Origin of the sequence: Pseudomonas sp. Irchel s3f7, from assembly GCF_900187615.1 — a bacterium.
Classification (GTDB): Bacteria; Pseudomonadota; Gammaproteobacteria; order Pseudomonadales; family Pseudomonadaceae; genus Aquipseudomonas.
In genome coordinates this window covers 52,877-74,233 of record NZ_FYDO01000025.1, presented here as the reverse complement: position 1 = coordinate 74,233, position 21,357 = coordinate 52,877, and the positions used below count along the sequence as shown (strand labels likewise).

Sequence of the window (21,357 nt, the reverse complement as noted above, 5' to 3'; positions counted from 1 at the left end):
CCAGCGGGCTTGAAAAAGCCCGCAATAGCCTTCATCTTGTGTTGCAAGCCTATCGGATTTGGATCGAACGAATGACTGACACCCGCAACGGCGAGGACAACGGCAAGCTGCTCTATTGCTCCTTCTGTGGCAAAAGCCAGCATGAAGTGCGCAAATTGATTGCCGGCCCCTCGGTCTTTATCTGCGACGAGTGCGTCGACCTGTGCAACGACATCATCCGTGAGGAGGTGCAGGAAGCCCAGGCCGAAAGCAGCGCGCATAAATTGCCTTCGCCTAAAGAAATCAGCGGCATCCTTGATCAGTACGTGATTGGTCAGGAGCGTGCAAAAAAGGTTCTGGCCGTAGCGGTGTACAACCACTACAAGCGCCTGAACCAGCGTGACAAAAAGAATGACGACGTCGAACTCGGCAAAAGCAACATTTTGCTGATCGGCCCGACAGGCTCGGGTAAGACCCTGCTTGCCGAAACACTGGCCCGTTTGCTGAACGTTCCGTTCACCATCGCCGACGCAACCACCCTCACCGAGGCGGGTTACGTGGGTGAAGATGTCGAGAACATCATTCAGAAACTGCTGCAGAAGTGCGATTACGACGTAGAAAAAGCCCAGATGGGTATTGTCTACATCGACGAAATCGACAAGATTTCCCGCAAGTCTGACAACCCGTCGATCACCCGGGACGTTTCCGGTGAGGGCGTGCAGCAGGCCTTGCTCAAGTTGATCGAAGGCACGGTCGCTTCCGTACCGCCTCAAGGTGGCCGCAAGCATCCGCAGCAGGAATTCCTGCAGGTCGACACCCGTAATATCCTGTTCATCTGCGGCGGTGCGTTCTCTGGTCTTGAGAAAGTCATTCAAAACCGTTCCACCAAGGGTGGCATCGGTTTCAACGCAGAAGTGCGCAGCAAGGAAGAAGGCAAGAAGGTTGGTGAGTCCCTGCGTGAAGTCGAGCCTGACGATCTGGTCAAGTTCGGTCTGATCCCTGAATTCGTTGGTCGTCTGCCGGTTCTTGCAACGCTGGACGAGCTTGACGAGGCTGCGCTGATGCAGATCCTCACCGAGCCGAAGAATGCTCTGACCAAGCAGTATGCCAAGCTGTTCGAGATGGAAGGCGTTGATCTGGAGTTCCGTTCCGACGCTCTCAAGTCGGTCGCCAAACGTGCCCTGGAACGCAAAACCGGTGCCCGTGGCCTGCGCTCGATTCTCGAAGGTGTATTGCTCGACACTATGTATGAGATCCCCTCGCAGTCCGAGGTGAGCAAAGTAGTGATCGATGAAAGCGTAATTGAAGGCAAATCCAAGCCACTGTATATCTACGAAAACAGTGAGCCGACTGCCAAGGCCGCGCCAGACGCTTAAGCGTCACGCAGCTGAAATAAAGAAGGGGCCTTCGGGCCCCTTTGCTATTGTGGGCCCCGTATGGGGCCGGCTTTGCCTGTGATCGCGGCCTGACAGGCGGCTTTTTCGGTCGTGCCCGGGCCACCGCAGGCAGCATTCTTTTAACTGGTACTTTTATCAGCTTGTTTTTTTCCAAAGCAGCCCCCATCTTGGTTTCAAGCTTACTTCCATCTGTTTACGGCCTTATGGCCGCCGTAGAGGCGAAATCATGAAGACAACCATCGAATTGCCTCTCCTGCCATTGCGTGATGTCGTGGTTTATCCGCACATGGTTATCCCGCTGTTCGTGGGGCGCGAGAAATCCATCGAAGCCCTCGAGGCCGCGATGACGGGCGACAAGCAGATTCTTCTGCTGGCCCAGAGAAACCCGGCTGACGATGATCCCGGTGAAGATGCCCTTTATCGCGTCGGCACCATTGCCACCGTTCTGCAGCTGCTGAAACTGCCTGACGGCACGGTCAAGGTTCTGGTCGAAGGTGAGCAGCGGGGCGCTGTAGAGCGTTTCATCGAAGTGGATGGCCACTGCCGCGCCGAAGTCTCCCTGATCGACGAAGTCGACGCGCCTGAGCGCGAGTCGGAAGTGTTCGTTCGCAGCCTGCTGTCTCAATTCGAACAATATGTGCAACTGGGCAAGAAAGTCCCGGCTGAAGTCCTGTCGTCGCTCAACAGCATCGACGAACCAGGTCGCCTGGTGGACACCATGGCTGCGCACATGGCCCTGAAGATCGAACAGAAGCAGGAAATTCTCGAAATCATCGATTTGTCGGCCCGGGTCGAGCACGTCCTGGCGTTGCTGGATGCCGAGATCGACCTGCTGCAAGTCGAAAAGCGCATTCGCGGTCGTGTCAAAAAACAAATGGAGCGCAGTCAGCGCGAGTACTACCTGAACGAGCAGATGAAGGCTATTCAGAAAGAGCTCGGCGACAGCGAGGAAGGTCACAACGAAGTCGAGGAGCTGAAAAAGCGCATCGATGCCGCTGGCCTGCCGAAAGACGCGCTGGCCAAGGCAACGGCCGAGCTGAACAAGCTCAAGCAAATGTCGCCAATGTCCGCCGAAGCCACCGTGGTGCGCTCGTACATCGACTGGCTGGTTCAGGTGCCGTGGAAGGCCCAGAGCAAAGTCCGTCTGGACCTGGCGCGTGCAGAGGACATCCTCGACGCGGACCACTATGGCCTGGAAGAAGTCAAAGAACGCATCCTCGAATACCTCGCCGTGCAAAAACGCGTGAAGAAAATTCGCGGTCCTGTGTTGTGCCTGGTCGGTCCTCCGGGGGTGGGTAAAACTTCTCTGGCGGAGTCGATTGCCCACGCCACCAACCGCAAATTCGTGCGCATGGCCCTTGGCGGTGTGCGTGACGAGGCTGAAATTCGTGGTCATCGCCGTACTTACATCGGTTCGATGCCAGGTAGATTGATTCAAAAGATGACAAAAGTGGGCGTTCGCAACCCGCTGTTCCTGCTCGATGAAATCGACAAAATGGGCAGCGACATGCGTGGCGATCCAGCGTCGGCGTTGCTGGAAGTGCTCGATCCGGAGCAGAACCACAACTTCAACGATCACTATCTGGAAGTCGATTACGACCTGTCCGATGTGATGTTCCTTTGCACCTCGAACTCCATGAACATTCCGCCGGCGCTGCTGGACCGGATGGAAGTGATTCGTCTGCCGGGCTACACGGAAGACGAGAAGATCAACATCGCCGTCAAATACCTTTCGCCGAAGCAGATTACTGCCAACGGCTTGAAGAAAGGCGAGCTGGAATTCGACGCCGACGCGATTCGCGACATCATCCGCTACTACACCCGCGAAGCCGGTGTACGGGGGCTGGAGCGCCAGATCGCCAAGGTTTGCCGCAAAACCGTCAAAGAGCATGCGTTGGAAAAACGCTTCTCGGTGAAGGTCACGGCCGACATGCTGGAACACTTCCTGGGCGTGCGTAAATTCCGCTACGGCCTGGCTGAGCAGCAGGATCAGATCGGTCAGGTGACTGGCCTGGCGTGGACGCAAGTGGGCGGCGAACTGCTGACCATCGAGGCCGCAGTCGTTCCCGGCAAGGGCCAATTGATCAAGACCGGCTCCCTGGGTGACGTCATGGTCGAATCGATCACGGCTGCCTTGACCGTTGTCCGTAGCCGGGCGAAGAGCCTGGGGATTCCTGTGGACTTCCATGAGAAGCGCGACACGCATATCCACATGCCGGAAGGGGCGACTCCGAAGGACGGCCCGAGCGCGGGCGTGGGCATGTGCACGGCCCTGGTGTCGGCGTTGACCGGCATTCCGGTTCGCGCCGATGTCGCCATGACCGGCGAAATCACCTTGCGTGGTCAGGTGCTGGCGATTGGCGGTTTGAAAGAAAAACTGCTGGCCGCTCACCGTGGCGGAATCAAGACTGTGATCATTCCTGAAGAGAACGTGCGTGATCTCAAAGAGATTCCGGACAATATCAAGCAGGATCTACAGATTAAACCGGTTAAATGGATTGACGAGGTCCTGCAAATTGCGCTGCAATACGCGCCGGAGCCCTTGCCGGATGTGGCTCCGGAGATAGTCGCGAAGGATGAGAAACGCGACGCGGATTCCAAGGAAAGAATTAGCACGCATTAGTACGTATTTGCCTGGGGGGCTTCCTTGACAGTTTTTTAGAGCCCTTGTTATAAAGCGGCTCTTAAGTGTCTGTAGGCCATTCAGCACTCGTTTTGCTTTCACCAAAAAAACTTAGAATCATACTCAAATAGATATAAGGGGACTTAGAGTGAACAAGTCGGAACTGATTGATGCTATCGCTGCATCCGCTGATATCCCGAAAGCTGCTGCTGGCCGTGCGCTGGACGCTGTAATCGAATCCGTCACTGGCGCTCTCAAGGCTGGTGACTCTGTTGTTCTGGTTGGTTTCGGTACTTTCTCCGTAACTGATCGTCCAGCTCGCATTGGTCGTAACCCACAGACCGGTAAGACGCTGGAAATCGCAGCAGCCAAAAAACCAGGTTTCAAAGCCGGTAAAGCACTGAAAGAAGCTGTCAACTAAGTTCGATTCAGGTTTTTACCCATCCGGGTCGGGGTCATGCCTGACTTGGCAGCGGAGCGGCAGTCCAGACGGCAGGTCGCCGGCTACAGACGCCGAGGGCCATGAGTTCAAGCCGCCCTCGATCCGCTCCGCCAGTTACGAGAAGGCGCATCCTCGGATGCGCCTTTCTTCTATCCGGATTCTACCCACGCTCCACGGTTGCCTAATTTTGAAGTTCAACCGTTTCTGGGGGACGCATGCTGCAGAATATCAGGGACAATTCACAAGGCTGGATTGCCAAGACCATTATCGGGGTCATCGTTGCACTGATGGCTTTGACTGGTGTCGATGCCATTTTTCAAGCCACGACGAACACGAATGAAGCGGCGAAGGTCAATGGTGAAGAAATCAGCCAGAACGAGCTGAGCCAGGCGGTCGATATGCAACGCCGCCAGCTCATGCAACAGCTGGGCAAAGATTTCGACGCTTCCTTGCTTGACGAGAAAATGCTGCGCGATTCGGCTCTCAAGGGCCTGATCGATCGCAAACTGTTGCTGCAAGGCGCAGAAAACTCGAAGTTCGCTTTTTCCGAAGCGGCTCTGGATCAGGTCATGCTGCAAACCCCTGAGTTTCAGGTGGATGGCAAGTTCAACTCCGAGCGTTTCGATCAGGTGATTCGTCAGCTTGGTTACAGCCGCATGCAATTCCGCCAGATGCTGGCTCAGGAAATGCTGATTGGCCAGCTGCGTGCAGGCCTGGCCGGTAGCGGTTTCGTCACCGACGCGCAGGTACTGGCTTTTGCCCGTCTGGAAAAACAGACCCGCGATTTCGCCTCGCTGAACATCAAGGCGGACCCAGCGGCAGTAAAGCTGACCGACGATGAGGTCAAGGCCTACTACGACGAGCACGCCAAGGAATTCATGACGCCGGATCAGGTAGTCATCGATTACCTCGAGTTGAAGAAGGCGTCCTTCTTTGATCAGGTCAGCGTCAGCGACGAAGACCTGCAAGCGGCTTATCAGAAAGAAACCGCGAACCTGTCCGAACAACGTCGGGCTGCGCACATTCTGATCGAAGTGAACGACAAGATGACCGAGGCGCAAGCCAAGGCCAAGATCGACGAGATCCAGGCGCGTCTGGCCAAAGGTGAGAAGTTCGAGGCGCTGGCCAAGGAATTCTCCCAGGATCCGGGTTCGGCTAACAACGGCGGTGACCTGGGTTTTGCCGGTCCTGGCGTTTACGATCCTGTGTTCGAAAAAGCCTTGTATTCGTTGACCAAGGATCAGGTGTCCGAGCCGGTTCGCACCGACTACGGTTTCCACCTGATCAAGCTGCTGGGTGTCGAAGCGCCTGAAGTGCCAACGTTTGCCAGCCTGAAAGACAAGCTGACCCGAGCGCTGAAAACCCAGCAGGTCGAGCAGCGTTTCGTTGAAGCGAGCAAACAGCTGGAAGACGCCGCCTTCGAAGCGTCCGACCTGGCCCAGCCTGCACAGGACCTGAAGCTGACCGTTCACACTTCCGCGCCGTTCGGTCGTGAAGGCGGCGAAGGCATTGCGGCTAACCGTGCCGTGATCACCGCAGCCTTCAGCCAGGAAGTTCTGGAGGAGGGCGCCAACAGCACCGCGATTGAGCTCGATCCGGAAACCGTGATCGTGCTGCGCGCCAAGGAGCACCTGAAGCCTTCGCAGTTGCCGCTGGAAAACGTCTCTGCCAGCATCCGTGTGCAACTGACCAAGGAGCACGCAAGTGCTGCTGCCAAGACCAAGGCTGAGCAGTTGATCGTCAGCCTGCGTGAGGGCAAGACGCCGCTCAACCAGGCGGTCGATGGTCAGAACTGGAAAGTCACGGAAGCGGCGACCCGCGCTCAGGAAGGGGTTGACCCGGCTGTGTTGCAGGCGCTGTTCCGTATGCCGAAGCCTGCTGCCAAAGACAAGCCGACCTTCACCAGCGTGACGCTGGCTGACGGCAGCTTGATGATCGTGCGCCTCAATGGCGTGAACGAAGCGGCAGCGCCGACAGAGGAAGAGAAAGCGCAGTATCGTCGCTACCTCGCTTCTCGCATCGGCCAGCAAGACTTTGCGGCTTACCGCAAGCAGCTCGAAAGCGAGGCGGACATCAAGCGGTTCTGATGCCTGACTGAGTTTTGCGTTGCACAGAGAACCCCGGCCCAATAGGTCGGGGTTTTTTGTTTGGCCGTATGTCATTTAGCGGGGTGACGTTTCATCGTAAACGGGGTCAATCCACCTGTAACTCTTTTAAGACACGATCGATGCTCCGCTATGCATCGATCTGTTGCACAATATGCCCCGAACCGTTTTCCTCAGGATGTTCAATGTTTAAATCATTTCCCATGCGTGTTGCCGGGCTGGTGGCGATGCTGGCCGCGGTGGCCGGTTGTTCCTCGGACAAGGCCGCTATCTACGAGCATGAGAACTTCGACGATTCCGGAACGTTTTCGCGCAACTATCCGGTGACTGATGTGCAGACCTGCGAAGCCGCTCGTCGCGCGTTGCTCAGCCAGGGCTACATCATCACCAGCAATGATCCGAAGCTGATCAGCGGGCACAAGAGCTTCCAGCAGACCGGCGAGAATCACATGGAGATCAGCTTCAGCGTGGTGTGCGCGGATGACGGCAGCAAAGGGCATCACGCCACCATGTTCGCCAATGCGTTGCAGGACCGTTATGCGCTGAAGAAGACCAACAACTCCGCGAGCTTGGGCGTGGGTGTGCTGGGCTCGGTGTCGATGCCGATTGGCTCGTCGGACGATTCGATGGTCAAGGTCGCCAGCGAAACCGTATCTTCCGCCAAGTTCTACGAGCGCTTCTTTGCGTTGGTTGAGCTGTTCCTGCCGCCGGAAGCCAAGAAGGCCGCGCACATTCCCGAACAACCGAAAACCGATCCCTTGGGCATGCCTGAGGCCAAGGCAACACCGGCTCCGCTGGCACCCGCACCGGCGGCTCCTGTTGCCGAGCCGGCTCCCGCTGCACCTGCGCCGGTTGAAGCGACGCCAGCAGCCTCTGAAACGGTGGCCCCGCCCGCTGAAGCAGCGCCGATAACGCCGGTCGAGCGTGTTGAGCCTGCCCCGTCCACAGAAACCATCACGCCAGTCTCGAACCCGAGCGACATGCCGCCGCCGAGTGAACCCATTCCGGTGATGCCTGCTTCCAGCCAGTGAGCGTGACGTTACAGGACCGGTTCGGATGACCCGGTCCTGTGATTGCTGGAAAGATTGACCCGTATCAAGCCAGGCCACTGTTCTGAGGCCTGCCGCAAAAAAGCCAATGATAAATTTCTGATCAGCTGCTACGTTTTATTCTGTAGCGACGGAGTGTCGTGTCTGCGTCATTTTTCTTTCACGCAGGCACTTTATGCTCAAGGGACTGGTCATTAATTCAGGCGTTTTCAATACGCGTCGGGGGCTTCAAGAATGGACGATTATCAAGAAGAGCTGCTTGAATATCAGGCGTTTGAACTGGACCCATTGGAACCAGCGGAAGACGCCACCGAGTTGTAAGCGTCAGACGGACTGGCGATGGCTGCGGCGAAACTCGCCGGGTGTCTGCCCGTTCCAGCGTTTGAAGGCGCGTTGAAACGCTTCGGCTGAGGCAAAGCCCAGCAGGTAGGCGATTTCTCCGAACGCCAGTTCGGTGTCGCGTATGTAGGTCATGGCCAGGTCACGGCGGGTGTCGTTGAGAATTGCGCGAAACTGCGTGCCTTCCTCGGCCAGTTTGCGGCGCAAGGTCCAGGTGGGCAGCTTCAGGCGTGCCGCCACTTCTTCGAGGTCGGGTTCCCGGCCACCACTGAGCAAAGGCCCCAGCAACGCGATGATGCGTTCACGCAGGCTGCGGGTGTGTGTCAGTTGTTCCAGCTCCCGTTCACACAATTGCAGCAGATGCCGCCAGGTGCTTGGGCAATGCTCGGGGTTGCGCTGGGCGAGGCTTGCCAGACTCAGCCGTAGCTGATTGTGTTCGCTGCCAAACTGGATCGGGCCATCACCCAAAACGTCATAGGCTGCGCGGTATTCAGGTTCTTCGAACTCTATCTCGATGCGTTCTGCGCTAAGCGGGGCAGGGCTTATGCAGGATAAATGCTGCAACCAGCCAGCAATGATCGAGTCCACGACGAAGCGGTTGTACGCGTTGTAGGGGCTGATCGAATAGAAACGCAGCCAGGCGCCCCGGGCGTCTTCGTGAAAACTGGATTGACCGCGATAGTTGGAACCGTACAAGGCCTCGAAGCGAATCAGGTAACGGGCCGCCTCACGGACCGTGGGCGCCTGGGCGGCGGTGACCCCGGCAAGCCCTAGTTGGCTCAAGCGGCTGAGTTGACCCATGCGCAAGCCCAGTGCCGGGTTGCCGGTGAGTTGTATGGCTGCGTGTCCCAAGCGCATGTAGCGCGGGATCGATAGACGCGCTCCCGCTTCGCTCAGACGCGCCGTGTCGAGGCCATACTGTTCAAGTAGCGGCTGCGGGTCGATTCCATGGCTGCGCACGGCGTCGGCCAGGCTATGAACAAAACCTACGGACAGATCACCAAGACGCATCGGCTGAGGTTTCATGGGTTACAGCCAGAGGTTCAGCAAGCGCGCACCTTGGGCGTTGCCGTCGGCAAAGTGCTGGCCGTTGCGGCTGAGGAAGCTATGGCCGGCGCTGCCCTGATCCCAGAACTGACCGCGCAGGAACACACTCATGCCGGCGACGGCCTGACTGGCTGGCATCTGGCCGGTCAGGGTCAGGCGCTCCCAGGCCTGGCCTTCGCTGAGTTCTGCGGCATTGAGGCCGCCTGACGTTGGCTTCGGTGAATTTCGGTCACCCTGAAACGGTTGTTCCCAGGTGCCGCGGCCGGCGACAAACGCCGGAACCGCGACGAGCTGGACGTTCTGGTCATCGAGCTTGCGGTAGTTTTCCGGATACCAGCTGTCACGTCCGATCAGCACGCCCAGGCGCCCGGCCGGTGTGTCGACAACGTTAAGCGAATGCTCGCCATTCGCCTTGACCCCATCCTGCCCGGCGAACACCGGGTGCATTTGGCGCTGAGGCTGGCCCATCGGCAGGCCTTCGCTGTTGAACACCACACTGGTGTTGTAGAGCGCGCCGTGGCCGATTTTCAGGGCGCCGTCGATGATGCTCGGTTCGGGCAATACAATCGAACCCGCTACCAGCGTCACGTGGAATTCCCTGGCCAGTCCTCCGAACAATGCCTGGTAGTCTCTGGCCATTACCTTGGCCTTCATGCGCAGATGAGCATCGTCCAGTCGGCTTCCGCCTTCGGCGCTGATCAGGGCGCGGACAAATTTGACGGGATTGCTCACCGCCAGCCAGTTCATGGCTTCTTTGAGGGTGGGGGCTTGATACAGCTCATCCTTCTCACCGCTGATCATCAGCCAGGTGCCGACATGCTCCGGCAGCACGACGATGGTCTTGTTGTTCAACAAACCCTGGTCCCGGGCAGAGTGCAGGTAGGCTGCGAGTTTGCGATGCAGGCGCTCGGGGCTTTGATAGTCGGTGGGAAACAGCTCGGGCTGGATGCCCAGCAGATTGCCGCGATCAGAGGGCGTACCTTGATCGACCGCGAGACTGATCCGAAGATCGGAGAGGTAGTGGCCCACCGGACGATCCGCGGCCCACATGGCGTAGGTCGTAATAGCGGCGAGTAACGCCATGGACAATGTCAGGTACAGAAGTTTGCGCATTGGGAAACAATTAACAGCCGTGTGCGAGGTTTCATATTTTGCCTTCGGATCGGTATCGAGCCTACGGCAAACCATGGGGTAAGGATAGGATTCTCCCACGTTTGAGGTTTTTTACCTTGCTCTGGAGCAGGATAGGTCAACGCTGCTGCGTTATGGTCACTTGCGTTTTCTTGCTACTGGCAATGATGCAAGTAGCAAGATTTGTGAGCGTTTCTGTCAATTGCACTTCGGTTGTTTGAGTGCCATACCACTGTGACTGTCCAAACAGAATGACAATGACCGCGCTGGTGGTCGGGCAGGTACCTGCCGAAGGTTTGTTTTTCTCGCCGAGTGGGTCAGTGATGATGGCGCTTAGAACGGACGAATATCTGTCTTTCAGCTGGAGGATATGCTGCTGTTGTTCGTCATTGAGGTTGGAAAACTCGCGGGTCATCAGGGTCAGTCTGTGCCTTTCGTTAAAACTGAAAGAAACGAAGGCCTGGATGAAGCGCAACAGGCGCTTTTCAGGGCTGCGTGCTCCTTTCATTCGGCGCGTGGTGTCCAGTAACAAGTCCGATAAGGCTGACTCGATCAGTTCGAACAACAAAGCCTGTTTGTTTTCGATGTGATGGTAGAGCGATCCTGCTTGCAGACCCACGTAGCTCGCCAGATCGCGCAAGCCAATAGACTGAAAACCATGTGTGGCGAAGAGTTCAGTTGCCGCATCAAGTACTCGGTCGCGGGCGCTGTGTCTTGAAGTGATTGGCATGAGTTATTCCGCGTGGCGATAGTCTGTTTTGGAAGCATGGTGAGCGGTGCGGATAAGCAACAAAACCGCGCAAATTACCGGCAAGTTCACCAACAGCAACGCATAGCGCAGTGATTCGTGGCCAAACGCCGGTAGCAGCATGTCGCTGAACAAGCCGGTTATCAGTGGCCCGACACCGACGCCGAGCAGCGTGCTTACAATCGTTTGCAGCGCCATGGCGGTCCCGCGTCGACCCGCGGGGACCAATTGGGTGACGAGGTTGTAGGACGGGGCAACCCACCACACGGCAAAGAACGAATAAAGCGCGCACCAGAGCATGGCGCCAGGAATCGGCACATCACCCAGACGCACCAGCAGGGAGTCAGACCAAAGCAAGTAGGGAACCAACGCGCAGATGGCCGCCAGGTGGCCCACCACTGGAATCGAAATTTGCCAGTGTGGATGGCGGCGGCAGAGACGGTCGCTCAACCAGCCACTGAACAAACCACCGATCCCGGCTGAGGTTCCGCAGATCACACCCGCGAGCAACCCTGCGTGTTGCAGTGACAAGCCGTGGGAGCGCACCAGGAAGCTGGTGTTCCACATGCCAATGGCATAGGAGCTGAGCGTGGTCAGGCCGCCCGCGAGGATAAGACAACGAAAGGCTGGCAATGCCCAGAGTTTGCGTGCTTCGGCACGCATGCCCAGTAGTGCAGGTTGCGTATGGGAGTGTGGCGTGAGGTCCCAGCGGCCACGTTGCGGGTCGCGCACGGCAAACGCCAGGATGGCGCTGAACAAAAGCGCCGGCACGCCAAGGGCAACGAACGCACTGCGCCAGCCATAGTGCTCCACCACCCAGGCGCCAATACTTAAACCGATGATCGAAGAAAAGGTCGGTGCGGCGGTAAAACAACTGATCGCGAATGAGCGTCGTTGTGGTGGATACAGGTCAGCGATCAAGGACAGCGAGGCCGACGTCGTCGGCGATTCGCTGACGGCAACCAGCATCCGTGCAAAGGCCAGCGCCAGGAAGCTGCCGGCCAACCCGCAAGCCATGGTCGCCACAGACCACAACAGGCAAGACATAGCCAGCAGGCGGATACGTGGCATGCGATCCACCAACCGCCCCGCTGGCAGGCCCATCAGTGCATAAACTGCAGCGAAGGCCAGGCCCGAGATCAGGCCGATGGCGGTGTCGCCGACTGCGAATTCCGCTTTGATCGGTTCGACCATGACTGCGAGTATTTGTCGTCCGACGAAGTTGTCGGCAAATACCATGGCCAGCAGCAATAGCAAGCCATGGCTGCCCCAGCCAACACTGACCGGTGACAACAATCCTGCGCGGGCTGTCACCGCGGTGCCCACAGATCAGGCAAGCCCGGGTCACTGACGACGATCAGACGCTTGAGCAAGACCTTCAAGGCTTGGGCGTCAGCGGGACCGAGTTTGACCGAGAGGTCCTCTTCAACGGCCTTGGCCAATGCCAGTTGATGCAGTGAAACCTCACGACCTTGGGCCGTGAGAACAAACCGGATGGAATCGGCTGAGCCCTCGAACGCGACCAGACGCTGACGCTCGAGAAAACGCATGCTCGCCAGTGTCACTTCGCGACCGGTGTAGTTAACGAATGTGTTGATTTCCTCAAGGGTCAGGTTGTCGCGGATACACAAGATCGACAGGACGAAAAACGTCTGTTCGTCCAGTTGCTGACTATTCAGCAATTGGCGCAAGGCGTTGAGTGCCTGGTAATGCGCGCGCCCCAACAGATAGCCAAGCAAGTCCTCGGTGTAGCTGCACTCCGGAGGTGGCGGCGTAGTTGCCAGGCGCAGTTCGCTGCGCGGCTTGCGCGTGGCCAAGGCATATTGGCCACTTTGGAACGCCAGCGGCGCGCGGTCGCTGTGATCGAAGGCGAGCACTTCGCCAACGAAGATCACGTGGTCACCACCCTCGTATTGAAACGCCGTGCGGCACTGGAAGCGAGCCGTGCAATCCTGCAGCAGGGGGGCCTCGCTGACGCCATGATCGAGTTCGATCTCGGCGAACTTGTCCTCGCCCTGGGTGGCGAAACGTCCCGACAGCGTCTCCTGCTCCGTGGACAGCACATGCACATTCCAATGCTTGCCGTTGCTGAACACCGGAAGGCTGCGCGCTTGCTTGGACAAACTCCAGAGTACCAGCGGCGGGTTGAGTGACACCGAGTTGAAGCTGTTGGCGGTGATGCCCACGGGCGAGCCGTCTTCGTTCTGGGTGGTGATGATCGTGACCCCGGTGGTGAACGTGCCGAGCGCGGCACGAAATGCCTGGGGGTCGAAGCTGATGTTTTGCATTGCCATGACTGGCCTCATGGAGTGGGGTTTTCGTATGGCCAGTATTGTGCGTTTGCAGGCGCAGAACATCGTCTCAACGGACTAACGCTAATGTACGGCCTCGTCCGATTGGACGAGGCGGCGCAGGTGGCGGCGAGGCTAGGGTGGCGCCAGGCGCATCGGGCGCTCAACGGCCATCGAGCCAACCTGCAAGGGGATAACAATGAGTACAGCCGCATCTTGTGTCCAAGACCTTTCCAGCCTGCTGGCGCAACAGAAAAGCGCCTTTGCCAGCGCTGGCAGTGTCAGCGCCGACACCCGCCGCCAGCGGCTGCAGCAAGTGATCGACCTGCTGGTCCAAAACCACGAAGCATTGACCACGGCGATCGACCTGGATTTTGGCGGGCGGCCCGCCGGATTTTCGTTGATGAATGACGTGCTGGGTGCACTGGCCTCGCTCAAATATGCCCGTGACCATTTGCAGGAATGGATGCAGGACGAACCGCGCGAGATGTTTTCCCCCTATGACCAGCTCGGCGCCCGGGCCTGGGTCATGCACCAGCCGAAAGGTACGGTGGGCATCCTCGGGACCTGGAACGCGCCTTTGTACACATTGTTCAGCCCATTGGCTTCGGCCTTGGCGGCCGGCAACCGGGCCATCCTCAAGCCTTCCGAAGTCGTGCCTCGCACCGCCGAACTGGTGGCGCGCCTGTGCGCCGAATACCTTGATCCGCTGGTGGTGGCGGTGGTTAACGGTGGGCCGGAACTGGGCGAAGCATTCAGCAGCCAACCCTTCAATCACCTGGTGTTCACGGGCAGTACAGCGATTGGCCGGCTAGTGATGGGCAATGCTGCAAAAAACCTGGTGCCGGTGACCCTGGAACTCGGCGGCAAGTCGCCGGTGATCGTTTCGCGTACGGCTGACTTGAACAAAACGGCCTTCAGCATCGCGGCGGGCAAGATTTGCAATGGTGGGCAGGTCTGCATCAACCCGGATCTGGTCTACGTGCCCACGGCTCAACTTGAATCGTTTCTCGACACGCTTCGCAGTGTCTATCGCGATCTCAACCCGACAGTGGCCGGTAACCCGGATGTGGTGGCGGTGGTCAACCAGCGTCATCTGGACCGGGTCGAGGACCTGATCGAGGACGCGCAGGTACGCGGTGCGCGTATTGAGTGCCTGCCCGAACCTCTGGCCGTGGATACCCAGGACCGTCGTCGTCCGCTGCGCGTAGTGATCGATCCGGCTCCGGACAGCCTGATCATGCACGAGGAAATCTTTGGCCCTGCGATGGTCGTGCTCAGCTATGACGACCTCGATCAGGTCATCGCTGAAATCAACGGCCGACCGCGTCCGCTGGCGTTGTACTACTTCGGCGAGGATGCACAAGAACAACGTCATGTGCTGGAGCACACCCTGTCCGGCGGCGTCACCCTCAACGATGTGATGATGCATGCCGCTTTGCACGATGCGCCGTTCGGTGGTGTCGGCGCTTCGGGCATGGGTCATTACCATGGCCGCGAAGGCTTTCTCGAGTTCAGTCATATGCGCACGGTATTCAAGGCGTCGGCCCATGACCCGCGCCGCGAATGGGGCCTGCTGCCGCCTTATGGCGAGCACTACCTGGCGGCCATGCTGGCCGGGGTCACCTCCGACTGATTTCAGCGCGGGGGCCTTGCGCCCTCATCCGCAGCGTGGACACCATTGCCGCCGTGATTACCGAACAGGTGCGCGTCACGCGGGAAATGGTCAGCCGGGTCGAGAGTGTCTCGACCGGCATCGGAGCGCTGCCGGCCAACGCCGGGCGCAGCGCGGTGGCCGCCGCGGACCTGGAACAACTGGCGCGGGCATTGGATCAGTTGTCGGCACGCTTTAATGTCGCGTGATCATCTGCCTTGTTCCGTCTGAATACCGCTCCCACAAGGAGCAGGACCTCAATCCCTTAACAACCCACAATCAGGGCGCGCTCATCACCATGGATAACCACGAAAACGCACCACTCAACTCCATCACCGGCTGGCCGCGCCGCAGCGTACTCAAGGCCGGTGCCGTGGCTGTCGGCGTCGGGCTTCTGGGACGGTTTGCCGATGCCCGCGCGGCGGGGCTGTCGGCGAGCAACTACCAAGCCATGGATGCCTGGGCCATGAGCCAGGCAATCCGCAGTGGCGAACTCAGCGCCGAGGACCTGTTGGCAGCGGCGCTGGCCCGCTACAACGAGGTCAACCCCAAGGTCAATGCGGTGAACATGCTGCATGAAGCCTACGCACGTACACTGCTCGCCCAGCGTCGCGCCGCCGGCACCTATAACCAGGGCGCTCTGGCCGGTGTGCCGCTGCTGTTCAAGGACCTGAACACCACGCTACAAGGTACGATCACCAGTAACGGTAGCCGGATGTTCAAGGACTCACCGCCCGCTGCTCGCACCAGTACCCTGATCGCCCGGTACGAGCAGGCTGGTGCGGTGCCATTCGGCAAGACCACATCCCCCGAGTTCGGCTTGACCACCACCACCGAATCCCTGGCCTGGGGCCAGACTCATAACCCGTGGAACCTGGCCATGAGCGCAGGCGGTTCTTCGGGGGGCTCGGCCGCTGCGGTGGCGGCGGGGATCGTTCCCGTGGCTCATGCCACTGATGGCGGCGGTTCGATCCGCATTCCCGCTTCGTACTGCGGCGTGGTCGGGCTCAAGCCGACCCGCTATCGCACCCCCAGCGGGCCACTGCAATTCGAGGGTTCGTTTGGAGCCAGCGCTGCCAATGTGGTGTCGCGCACGGTGCGCGATACCGCGCTGTTCCTCGATGCCGGTCAGGGTCATGAGGCGGGCAGTGCCTATTGGTGCGCACCGTTGGTTCGGCCTTATATTGAAGAATTGCAACGTGATCCGGGCAAGTTGCGCGTGGCCGTGGTGCGCCAATCACTGACCGGCGCCCCCTTGGACCCGGCGATTGCCGCCACGCTGGAACAGACCATCAAGCAACTGTTGGCCCTTGGGCATCAACTCGACGAATTGACGCTGAACATCGATCCACGCCAGTTGTTCGGTGCCCATGGCGCTGCGCTCGGCATGGCATTGCGTGTGCAGATTCATGACCGCGAGCAGGTACTCGGACGGGCTGCCACGGCTCAGGATCTGGAGAAGATCACCTTGGTCAATCTCGAACGTTCGAAAGCGACCAGCGGCGAAGACCTGTACCGCGCGCGGCAAGCATTCGAGCGTATTGGCGCGACGATGGAGCAGCACTTCGAACGCTACGACGTGATCCTGTCGCCGGTTACCGGCAGCCTGACCCCGAAGCTGGGTCTGTTGTCGCTTGACCAGCCTTGGGACAGCTACGTCCATCAGGCCATGGGCAGCGCCGGTTTCACCGTGATAGCCAATGTCAGCGGCCAGCCGGCCATTTCTCTGCCGCTGGGCCAGAGCGACGACGGCCTGCCGGTGGGCATGATGTTCACCGCTCGCCTGGGTGGCGAAGACGTGCTGCTGCGCTTGGCCAGTCAACTGGAACAGGCCCACCCGTGGGCTGCCAGACGTGCCACTCTTTAACCCGCCCCCTCACCCTGTAGGCGCCGGCAAGCCAGCTCCTACAGGTTTATTGGGCGTTGCCGGGATTTGCGCCTGACGGTGATCCCCTGTAGGAGCCGGCTTGCCGGCGAAGGCGGTGTGTCAGGCGAGTGAGATGTTGGATGTGCCGACCGTATCGCTGGTAAGCCAGCTGGGCACCCCCTAGTCCACTTTGACGATGAGCCCATCCCCCCGCAGCCCCGATCATGGGCTGCACTCCGCCAGCGCACCCTGCGTGGTCGGCGGTTTCTTTCTGACCTCAGCTAATGGCATAACAACAATGACGGCTCAAGTTCAGTCTCAGACCCACTACGACGTGATCGTCGTCGGTTCGGGTGCAGGTGCGATGACTTCGGCGGTGTTCCTCGCCGACCAGGGGTTGCGCGTGCTGGTGGTGGAGAAAAGCGACCAGTATGGTGGCACCTCGGCGATCTCCGGCGGCGGTATCTGGATTCCGAACAACCATTACTTCGCGCGCATGAGTGGCACCGACAGCTACGCCACGGCGCTGACCTACCTGAAGGCGGCGGCAGGGGAGCATGTCGATGAAGTGCGCCTGCGTGCCTATCTGGACAATGCGCCAAAGATGATCGAACTGCTCACCCGTAACAGTCGGGTGCGTTATGCAGTAGCGGCCAAATACCCTGATTACTATCCGCATCTACCGGGAGCCCTTGCCGGTGGGCGAACCCTGGACCCTGAATTTTTTGACACCAGTCTGTTGGGTGACGAACTGGCAAACCTGCGCAAGCCGTCGCCTTCAACGCTGCTGATGGGTTGTATCGCCTGGACGGCGCGTGATGCGCACAAGGTCATGGCCCGCAGTTTCGGCTGGCGTCTGCTGATCATGAAACTGATGCTGCGCTACAAGCTGGACTTCAAGTGGCGGCGCAAAAGCAAGATTGATCGCCGTGCGTCCCTGGGCAGTTCGTTGGTCGCCTCGTTGCGTCGCTCGCTGATGGACCGCAATGTGCCGCTGTGGCTCAACACCGATTTTTGCGACCTGATCACTGACAACGGACGGATCAGCGGCATCACCGTGCGGCGTGACGGCGCCGAGCTGCAACTGCGCGCGCGGTTGGGGGTGATTCTGGCCTCGGGTGGCTTCGAACAAAACCAGGTGCTGCGCGACCAGTACCTGCCCAAGCCGACCCGCAAGTCCTGGAGCGCGACACCGCCTGGCAACAATACTGGCGCGGCGCTGGAAGCAGGCATGGCTCAGGGCGCGGCCACCGCATTGATGGATTGGGCCTGGTGGGCGCCGACCATTGCCGTACCGGGAGAGGACAAGCCCCGGGGGATCTTCGCCGAGCGAGCGTTCCCTGGCGCCATCGTGGTCAACGGTGAGGGGCAGCGGTTTGTCAACGAGGCGGCGCCGTACCTGGAGTTCGTCGATGCCATGCATCAGGACAACCAGAAAACCGGTGGCAAGTCGGTGCCGGCCTGGGTGGTCTTCGACGCGCATTTCCGCTTCAACTACGCCATGGGCCCTTTGATGCCCGGCCAGATCATGCCCGACAGCCGCTTGCGCAAAGAGTGGCTCAACAACCTGTACTGGAAGGCCGACACCCTGGCCGGGCTGGCCCGGCAGATCGGCGTCGACAGTGCCGGGCTGGAAGCCACCGTCAGCAAGGTCAACGCCTATGCCCAAAGCGGTGTCGACCTCGACTTCGCCCGTGGCGGCAACGTCTTTGACCGTTACTACGGCGACTGCAACGTCAAGCCCAACCCTTGCCTGGCGCCGCTGCGCAAAGGTCCGTATTACGCCATGCGCCTGGATGCCGGTGACATCGGCACCAAGGGTGGCCTGTTAACCAACGAGCACGCCCAGGTGGTGCGTGATGACGGCACGACCATCGCCGGCTTGTACGCCATCGGCAACTGCTCGGCGTCGGTGATGGGCACCAGCTATCCGGGCGCGGGTGGCACCCTGGGGCCGGCGATGACTTTCGGCTATGTCGCCGCCAACCACTTGGCCAGCCAGCGATAGGAGCGTGTATGTCAATGTCCGATAACCTCCCCAGCACCGAAGCGCTGCCGCCCTTGCAGGTGGCTGATAGCAACAGCGTGACCTGGGACGAAGAATGCGATGTGCTGGTCGTTGGCTGGGGCGCGGCCGGTGCTTGCGCCGCGCTAGAAGCTCGCGCCCAAGGCGCCGATGTGCTGATCGCCGACCGCTTCACCGGCGGCGGTGCCAGCGCCAAAAGTGGTGGGGTGGTCTACGCCGGTGGCGGCACTCGCCATCAGCAGGCTGCGGGCTTTAACGACAGTCCCGATGCCATGTTCGATTACCTCAAGCACGAAACCCAGGGCGTTGTCAGTGACGACACGTTGCGGCGCTTCTGTGATGACAGCGTGAGTAACCTCAATTGGCTGGAAAGCCACGGCGCGCCCTACGCCCACCAGATGCCACCGGGCGGGGGCAAGACCTCGTACCCGCCCGACGGCTACTTCCTCTATTACTCGGGTAACGAATTGGTACCTGACCACGGTGGTCCCCTGCCTCCGGCACCACGAGGGCATCGCACCGTGGGCAAGGGGCAGGGCGGCGCGGTGCTCTATTCCCACCTCAAGGCAGCGTGCCTGAAGGCCGGAGCGAAGACGCTGTTGCAGGCGGCGGCGCGACGGCTGGTGATCGATCCCCGGGGGCGGGTACTGGGTGCCGAGTTTTGGTGTATGCCCGTTGGCAGCAAGCAAGCGCAGTTGCATGCACGACTGGCGGCCCGCGCCGAACGATTGCAAAACTTCGCCCCTGGCTATTGCAACAAACTTCGCCAGAAAGTCTGTCAGCTTGAACGGGATTTCGCCCAGTCACGCCGGGTGCTTGCGCGCAACGGGGTGATCCTGAGTACCGGTGGTTTCATCTTCAATCGCCAGATGATTCAGCAGCATGCACCGAAGTTCCTGCGCAACTTCAAGGTTGGAGCCACCGGTTGCGATGGCAGTGGTTTGCGCCTGGGTGCCAGTGTCGGCGGCCAGAGTCGTGGGCTTGAGCGGGTATCGGCGTGGCGATTCCTCAACCCTCCGTACAGTTGGCACAAAGGCATTGTGGTCAATCGCGAGGGGCGGCGCTTCTGCAATGAAGAGGTCTATGGTGCCACCCTCGGCCAACCCTTGATGGAAGAGCAGGGCGGTAAGGCGTGGCTGGTGCTGGATGCGCCGTTGCGCAAGAAGGCCATTCGCGAGGCGCTGTTTGGTGGCTACTGGTGGTTCCAGAGTTTTCCGGCTCTGGCGCTGATGCTGTTCAAGGTGCGCAAGGGCAAGAGCCTGAGCGAGCTGGCCGACGCGACGTCCATGGACCCTGCCGTGCTGCGGGCCTCGGTGCTGGCCGCCAACGCCGCCGCCCGTGGCGAGGCGCCGGAGCCGTTCGGCAAGTCCGAGGGCGGGCGCCAGGTGCTGGAGCAAGGACCTTTCTATGCCTGCGATATCTCCGTGACCAATCCGGTATTCCCCCTCGGTGCCCTGACCCTGGGCGGCTTGCGCGTGGATGAGCGCAGCGGCGCGGTGCTGGACGAGCAAGGCCAGCCGATCGACGGCCTGTACGCGGCTGGGCGCAGTGCCCTGGGGATTCCTTCGCACCTGTACATCAGCGGCCTGTCCTTGGCCGACTGCGTGTTCTCCGGCCGTCGAGCCGGTGCCGCCGTCGCCCGCCCGCACGACCGGCAACTTCAAACGACCCACGCACATGAGATGACACGATGACCCTCAATCACCACAACAAGAATGGCCGAGTTCACGGCAAGGTCGCGCTGGTCACCGGCGGCGCCAAGGGGATCGGCGCTGCCAGCGTGCGGCTGCTGGCGGCCGAAGGTGCCAAGGTGTTGATCAGCGACCTGGACGTCGAGGCGGGCCAGGCTCTGGCGGTGGAAATCGGACCGGCTGCAGACTTTATCCGCCACGATGTCAGCAGCGAAGGTGAGTGGCGCCAGGTCATCGACCATGTGCGCGAGCACTACGGACGCTTGGATATCCTGGTAAACAACGCTGGCATCCTCATCTGCGGTTCGATTGAAGACACCAGCCTGGAGCAGTGGCACAAGGTAATGCGCGTGAATGCAGACAGTGTGTTTCTGGGCTGTCGCGAAGGCATTGCATTGATGAAGGAAAACGGAGGTTCGATCATCAATCTGTCGTCCATCGCGGCCTTGGCCGGGCGTGACGATTACATGGCCTACAGTGCTTCAAAGGGGGCGGTGGCGGCGTTGTCGCGTTCGGTGGCGGTGCTTTGCCGGCGGCGTAAATACGGCATTCGCTGTAACACCCTGCACCCTGATGGCGTACTCACCGACATGACCCGCGGGGGTTTCCCCGAGGGTGTTGACCCGAATCGCCTGACTATCGATAGCGACCCGATGAACCGCATGTGTCGGCCCGAGGATGTGGCGGCCAGTGTGCTGTTCCTTGCCAGCGACGAGGCTCGGGCGATCAATGGTGTCGAGTTGCGTATCGATAGTGGGCAGATGGTGATGAGTATCTAACCCTTGCCCGCGAAGGCGGCCTTCCAGTCGACACTGATTTTGCGGGTGTCCCCGATCCCCTGTAGGAGCGAGCTTGCTCGCGAAAAACTTCCTGACAATGGGTTCATTCAGACAGCACGCATCATCGTTTTAGTCCATCGCGAGCAGGCTCGCTCCTACAAGGAGTGCGCATGAACTACCGGTCAGAAC

Annotated in this window: 16 protein-coding genes and 1 tRNA gene; 12 read left to right on the top strand and 5 right to left on the bottom strand. The window is 59.7% G+C overall.

Annotation, left to right across the window (positions count from 1 at the left end; genetic code table 11):
• Nucleotides 1-71 precede the first annotated feature (71 nt).
• The 6 genes from clpX to CKW19_RS20930 all read left to right on the top strand — a co-directional run bounded on the left by clpX (nucleotide 72) and on the right by CKW19_RS20930 (nucleotide 7,577).
• Nucleotides 72-1,355, top strand: coding sequence for an ATP-dependent Clp protease ATP-binding subunit ClpX (gene clpX / locus CKW19_RS20955; protein WP_007982210.1), 1,284 nt, complete (start codon nucleotides 72-74; stop codon nucleotides 1,353-1,355).
• 247 nt (nucleotides 1,356-1,602) lie between these two features.
• Nucleotides 1,603-3,999: an endopeptidase La gene (gene lon / locus CKW19_RS20950; protein WP_095059651.1), complete on the top strand. Its 2,397-nt coding sequence runs from the start codon at nucleotides 1,603-1,605 to the stop codon at nucleotides 3,997-3,999.
• A 148-nt stretch (nucleotides 4,000-4,147) separates the two neighbouring features.
• Nucleotides 4,148-4,420: an HU family DNA-binding protein gene (locus CKW19_RS20945; protein WP_002552737.1), complete on the top strand. Its 273-nt coding sequence runs from the start codon at nucleotides 4,148-4,150 to the stop codon at nucleotides 4,418-4,420.
• Nucleotides 4,421-4,473: 53 nt separating this feature from the next.
• A tRNA-Leu gene (locus tag CKW19_RS20940) sits at nucleotides 4,474-4,554 on the top strand.
• A gap of 102 nt (nucleotides 4,555-4,656) precedes the next feature.
• On the top strand, nucleotides 4,657-6,528 hold the full coding sequence (locus CKW19_RS20935; RefSeq protein WP_095059650.1) for a SurA N-terminal domain-containing protein: 1,872 nt from the start codon (nucleotides 4,657-4,659) through the stop codon (nucleotides 6,526-6,528).
• A 203-nt stretch (nucleotides 6,529-6,731) separates the two neighbouring features.
• On the top strand, nucleotides 6,732-7,577 hold the full coding sequence (locus CKW19_RS20930; RefSeq protein ID WP_095059649.1) for a DUF2242 domain-containing protein: 846 nt from the start codon (nucleotides 6,732-6,734) through the stop codon (nucleotides 7,575-7,577).
• Between the two features lie 342 nt (nucleotides 7,578-7,919).
• On the opposite strand, the gene CKW19_RS20925 is transcribed toward CKW19_RS20930, so the two are convergent.
• From CKW19_RS20925 to CKW19_RS20905, 5 genes are all read right to left on the bottom strand, one after another.
• On the bottom strand, nucleotides 7,920-8,960 hold the full coding sequence (locus CKW19_RS20925; protein WP_095059648.1) for an AraC family transcriptional regulator: 1,041 nt from the start codon (nucleotides 8,958-8,960) through the stop codon (nucleotides 7,920-7,922).
• A 3-nt stretch (nucleotides 8,961-8,963) separates the two neighbouring features.
• A complete protein-coding gene (locus CKW19_RS20920) occupies nucleotides 8,964-10,094 on the bottom strand; it encodes a carbon-nitrogen hydrolase family protein (protein ID WP_095059647.1) in 1,131 nt (376 codons plus the stop codon).
• Between the two features lie 136 nt (nucleotides 10,095-10,230).
• Entirely contained in the window at nucleotides 10,231-10,842 is a 612-nt protein-coding gene (locus CKW19_RS20915; protein WP_095059646.1) for a TetR/AcrR family transcriptional regulator, read from the bottom strand.
• A 3-nt stretch (nucleotides 10,843-10,845) separates the two neighbouring features.
• Nucleotides 10,846-12,153 carry an MFS transporter gene (locus CKW19_RS20910; RefSeq protein ID WP_095059683.1) on the bottom strand — a complete coding sequence of 436 codons (1,308 nt, stop codon included), beginning with the start codon at nucleotides 12,151-12,153 and terminating at the stop codon, nucleotides 10,846-10,848.
• A gap of 17 nt (nucleotides 12,154-12,170) precedes the next feature.
• The gene (locus CKW19_RS20905) at nucleotides 12,171-13,154 is read right to left on the bottom strand and encodes a flavin reductase family protein (RefSeq protein WP_095059645.1); all 984 of its coding nucleotides are present in this window, start codon (nucleotides 13,152-13,154) and stop codon (nucleotides 12,171-12,173) included.
• A 169-nt stretch (nucleotides 13,155-13,323) separates the two neighbouring features.
• On the opposite strand from CKW19_RS20905, the gene CKW19_RS20900 reads away from it, so the two are divergent.
• From CKW19_RS20900 to CKW19_RS20875, 6 genes are all read left to right on the top strand, one after another.
• Nucleotides 13,324-14,787: a coniferyl aldehyde dehydrogenase gene (locus CKW19_RS20900; protein WP_256580365.1), complete on the top strand. Its 1,464-nt coding sequence runs from the start codon at nucleotides 13,324-13,326 to the stop codon at nucleotides 14,785-14,787.
• A 35-nt stretch (nucleotides 14,788-14,822) separates the two neighbouring features.
• A complete protein-coding gene (locus tag CKW19_RS20895) occupies nucleotides 14,823-15,014 on the top strand; it encodes a hypothetical protein (RefSeq protein ID WP_256580363.1) in 192 nt (63 codons plus the stop codon).
• An 89-nt stretch (nucleotides 15,015-15,103) separates the two neighbouring features.
• Nucleotides 15,104-16,672 carry an amidase gene (locus CKW19_RS20890; protein ID WP_095059643.1) on the top strand — a complete coding sequence of 523 codons (1,569 nt, stop codon included), beginning with the start codon at nucleotides 15,104-15,106 and terminating at the stop codon, nucleotides 16,670-16,672.
• Nucleotides 16,673-16,970: 298 nt separating this feature from the next.
• Nucleotides 16,971-18,680, top strand: a complete 1,710-nt coding sequence (locus CKW19_RS20885; protein WP_095059642.1) for an FAD-dependent oxidoreductase — start codon at nucleotides 16,971-16,973, stop codon at nucleotides 18,678-18,680.
• Between the two features lie 8 nt (nucleotides 18,681-18,688).
• The gene (locus tag CKW19_RS20880) at nucleotides 18,689-20,392 is read left to right on the top strand and encodes an FAD-binding protein (protein ID WP_095059641.1); all 1,704 of its coding nucleotides are present in this window, start codon (nucleotides 18,689-18,691) and stop codon (nucleotides 20,390-20,392) included.
• The gene (locus CKW19_RS20875; protein WP_095059640.1) at nucleotides 20,389-21,168 is read left to right on the top strand and encodes an SDR family oxidoreductase; all 780 of its coding nucleotides are present in this window, start codon (nucleotides 20,389-20,391) and stop codon (nucleotides 21,166-21,168) included. Before CKW19_RS20880 ends, CKW19_RS20875 begins: the two co-directional genes overlap by 4 nt.
• The last annotated feature ends 189 nt before the right edge of the window (nucleotides 21,169-21,357 follow it).